Annotated in this window: 5 protein-coding genes; all 5 read right to left on the reverse strand. The window is 61.9% G+C overall.

Annotated features, from left to right (window positions below; genetic code table 11):
* A partial coding sequence (locus ENZ75_RS23960; protein ID WP_245465358.1) for an iron-sulfur cluster biosynthesis family protein occupies window positions 1–203 on the reverse strand: 203 nt, incomplete at its 3' end.
* 100 nt (window positions 204–303) lie between these two features.
* Window positions 304–696 (reverse strand): SUF system Fe-S cluster assembly protein, encoded by a 393-nt coding sequence (locus tag ENZ75_RS23965; RefSeq protein ID WP_013532157.1) that lies wholly within the window; start codon window positions 694–696, stop codon window positions 304–306.
* Window positions 697–717: 21 nt separating this feature from the next.
* Entirely contained in the window at window positions 718–1959 is a 1242-nt protein-coding gene (locus ENZ75_RS23970) for a cysteine desulfurase (RefSeq protein WP_063170212.1), read from the reverse strand.
* Window positions 1960–2144: 185 nt separating this feature from the next.
* A complete protein-coding gene (gene sufD, locus ENZ75_RS23975) occupies window positions 2145–3413 on the reverse strand; it encodes a Fe-S cluster assembly protein SufD (RefSeq protein WP_063167809.1) in 1269 nt (422 codons plus the stop codon).
* Between the two features lie 19 nt (window positions 3414–3432).
* Window positions 3433–4008: Fe-S cluster assembly ATPase SufC (gene sufC, locus ENZ75_RS23980; protein WP_128278356.1), on the reverse strand; the 576-nt coding region annotated here is incomplete at its 5' end.

The following is a 4008-nucleotide window of genomic DNA, read 5'->3' on the forward strand; positions in this document are numbered from 1 at the left end:
ACATAGACATGAGCGCCGTCGCGCTCGATATGGTCGTCCTTGGTGTTGGGCTCGGTCACCAGATCGACCGTATATTCCATGCCGGCGCAGCCGCCCTTCTTGATGCCGAGGCGGATGCCATGCGCGTTGTCGCGGGTGGCGACGATCTCGCGCACCCGGTCGGCGGCCTTTTCGGTCATGGTGATGACGGCGAAGCGTCCCATTCTTTTTCCTTCCATTCCATGCAGGTTCAAGGCCTGCCGAATGATTCCTCACCTAAAATGGTGAAGTTTTATCCCTCGCGCAAGTGTGCCAGGCTTGACGCTAGTACCAGCCCACCGCCACCTGCGCCTCTTCCGACATGCGGTCGGCCGACCATGGCGGGTCGAAGGTCATGTTGACCTCGACGCCGGACACGCCTTCGACGGCGCCGACGGCATTTTCGACCCAGCCGGGCATTTCGCCGGCGACAGGGCAGCCGGGAGCGGTCAGCGTCATGTCGATCTTGACCGAGCGATTGTCCTCGATGTCGATCTTGTAGATGAGGCCGAGTTCGTAGATATCGGCCGGGATTTCCGGATCGTAGACCGTCTTCAGCGCCGATACGATGTCGTCGGTCAACCGCGCCAGTTCGTCGGCTGGAATGGCCGATCCCGAAACCAGCGCATTGGGCGCGGTTTCCGGAGTGGTCTCGGCAGCGATGCTTGCATCATCCATGGTCGTCACCCAAAAAAATCGTCATCCGAAGAATTTGCGCGCTTTCTCAAGCGCCTCGGCCAAAGCGTCGACTTCGGCCCTGGTATTATACATGCCGAACGATGCCCTGCATGTGGAGGTTACGCCGAAACGTTTCAACAGCGGCTGGGCGCAATGGGTGCCCGCGCGGACAGCAACGCCCTGCCTGTCTATCACCATCGACACGTCGTGCGCATGAATGCCTTGCAGTTCGAACGAGATGATGGCGCCCTTGCCGGGCGCATCGCCGAAGATGCGCAGCGAATTGATGGCGCGCAGCCGCTCATGCGCATAAGTCTTGAGGTCTTCCTCATGCGCGGCGATGCGCTCGCGGCCGATCGTTTCCATATAGTCGAGCGCGGCACCCAGTCCGATCGCCTGCACGATCGGCGGCGTGCCGGCTTCGAAACGATGCGGCGGCTCGTTGTAGGTGACGATGTCTTCCGTCACCTCCTCGATCATCTCGCCACCGCCCATGAAGGGGCGCATGCCCTGGAGAATGTCCTTCTTGCCGTAGAGCACCCCGATGCCCGAAGGGCCATAAACCTTGTGCCCGGTGAAGACGAAGAAGTCGCAGTCGAGATCCTGCACATCGATCGGCATATGCACGGCGCTCTGGCTGCCGTCGACGAGGACGGGAATTCCACGCGCATGCGCGATGCGCACGATTTCCTTGATCGGCGTCACCGTGCCCAGCGCATTCGACATCTGCGTGACGGCGACCAGTTTGGTGCGGTCGGTCAGCCGTTTTTCGAATTCCTCGATGTGGAGGACGCCGAGATCGTCGACCGGCACCCAGACCAGCTTGGCGCCCTGCCGCTCGCGGATAAAATGCCAGGGAACGATGTTGGAGTGGTGCTCCATGATCGACAGCACGATCTCGTCGCCCTCGCCGATGTTGGGCATGCCATAGCCATAGGCCACGGTGTTGATGGCCGAGGTCGTGTTCGAGGTGAAGATGATGTTGTCGGTGCTTGGCGCGTTGAGGAAACGGCGTACCGTTTCGCGCGCCTTTTCGTAGGCGTCGGTCGCGGCATTGGACAGGAAATGCAGGCCACGATGGACGTTGGCATATTCCTGGCTGTAGGCGTGCTGGACAGCGTCGAGCACCGCCTGCGGCTTCTGTGCCGAGGCGCCATTGTCGAGATAGACCAGCTTCTTGCCATAGACTTCCCGCGACAGGATCGGGAAATCGCGGCGGATCGCTTCGACGTCGTAGGGAATGTTTTCGAGTTTCTGGTCCATTTCAAAGTCCTTGCCGGCCAAGGCCGAGATCCTTCCAACACCCCTCATCCGACCGAGCTTCGCTCGGCCACCTTCTCCCACAAGGGGAGAAGGTCTAGCGCTTTACCTTCTCCCCTTGTGGGAGAAGGTGGATTGGCGCGTAGCGCCAAGACGGATGAGGGGTGGCTTTGCCGGACCCCATCCAATTAGCCGTGTGCCACGAACCAGCCGTCGAGCCGCGCTTCCAGCGCTTCGACGATCGCCTCGTCGTCCAGTTCCTCGATCACCTCGGCGACGAAGGCCTTCACGAGCAGCCCCCGCGCGCTTTTCTCGTCGACGCCGCGCGCCATCAGGTAGAACAGATGATCGTGGTCGATCTCGGTGACCGTCGCGCCATGGCCGCAAATCACGTCGTCGGCGAAGATTTCAAGCTCCGGCTTGGTCGAGAACTCGCCGTCGTCCGACAGCAACAGCGTGTTGCATGCCATCTTGGCGTTGGTCTTCTGCGCATATTGATGGACGTTGATGCGGCCCTGAAACACGCCGCGCGCCTTGCCCGTCACCACGTTGCGGATGATCTCCGTCGAGGTCGTGTGCGGCACGGCGTGGTCGAGAACCATGGTCACGTCGGTATGGGTGTCGCCGGCCAAGAGGTTGATGCCGCGCAGCTTGAAATCGGCGCCTTCGCCAGTCGTCCTGACCATGATCTCCTGGCGCACGAGCTTGCCGCCGGCGTTCATGACGAACAACGTCAGCTTGGCATTCTTGCCGATATGGGCCTTGAACTGGGCCAGATGCGTCGCCGTTTCCGGCTGTTCCTGGACAATCAGCCACGTCACCTCGGCGCCTTCGCCGAGCACGAGCTGGCTGACCGAGCTGCCCAGGGCAGCGCCGTCACCTGTCTGCCGTTCGACGATGACGGCCTTGGCGCCGGCGCCGACACGCACTGGCAGGCGCACATGGGTCTGGCCGCCGGCCTGCAGGTTCTGCAGCTCGACCGGCTTTTCGAGTTCCACGCCATCGGCGATGTCGACAAAATATCCGTCGGCGACGAAAGCCGTGTTCAGCGCGCCGATGGCGTCGTCGCTGCCATAGGGGTCGAGCCCAGGTGCTGCGCTGCCGTCGACCAGCTTTTCCGACAGGCGCTGGAAAGAGACGCCTTCAAGAACCGGCACTTTGGCGTCGGACTTGCCGTTCAGGATCGACACCACAGTGGAACCGTCAACGATCGGCGCAATGGCCTTGGCCATGGCGGCAGGGTCGAAGTCCGGCACGGTATTCAGCAACCGGCGCAAGTCGGTATAGTGCCAGGATTCGACGCGCCGCGTCGGCAGGCCGTGCTTGATCGTCTCGATGGCGTCGTCGCGCTTCAGCATCACCGCGCCGTCGCCCGGCAGCAGCGACAGCCGGTCGCCGAACGCGTCGATCAACGCTGTCTCGGCCGGTGTCCGCTGCGGTTGTGCGTGCATGTTCATCGGTATTACCTCTGGCATCTCACGCTGCTTCGCCGATCACGCCGGCATAGCCATTGGCTTCCAGGTCGAGCGCCAGCGACTTGTCGCCTGACTTGATGACCTGCCCCTTGTAGAGCACATGCACGGTGTCGGGCACGATGTGCTCAAGCAGGCGCTGGTAGTGGGTGATGACCAGGAACGCCCGGTCCGGCGCGCGCAGCGCGTTGACGCCGTCGGAAACGATCTTCAGCGCATCGATGTCGAGGCCGGAATCGGTCTCGTCGAGCACGCACAATTTCGGCTCCAGCAATTTCATCTGCAGGATCTCCGCCCGCTTCTTCTCGCCGCCGGAAAAGCCGACATTAAGCGGCCGCTTCAGCATCGCCATCTCCATGCTGAGCGAGGCGGCGGCTTCCTTCACGCGCTTCAAAAATTCCGGGATCTTCAGCGGCTCCTCGCCGCGCGCCTTGCGCTGCTCGTTCATCGCCACTTTCAGGAATTCCATGGTGGCGACGCCCGGTATCTCCATCGGATACTGGAAGGCGAGGAAGATGCCTGACGTGGCGCGCTCGGCCGGATCCATTTCGAGGATCGACTGGCCGTTGTAGAGGATGTC

This window comes from Mesorhizobium sp. M7A.F.Ca.CA.002.04.1.1, from assembly GCF_004022805.1.
GTDB lineage: Bacteria > Pseudomonadota > Alphaproteobacteria > Rhizobiales > Rhizobiaceae > Mesorhizobium > Mesorhizobium ciceri.

Excerpts from the sequence above, each read along its gene's own strand:
- ENZ75_RS23965 (WP_013532157.1), bottom strand. The coding sequence starts at position 696 with ATGGATGATGCAAGCATCGCTGCCGAGACCACTCCGGAAACCGCGCCC.
- ENZ75_RS23970 (WP_063170212.1), bottom strand. The coding sequence starts at position 1,959 with ATGGACCAGAAACTCGAAAACATTCCCTACGACGTCGAAGCGATCCGC.
- sufD (WP_063167809.1), bottom strand. The coding sequence starts at position 3,413 with ATGAACATGCACGCACAACCGCAGCGGACACCGGCCGAGACAGCGTTG.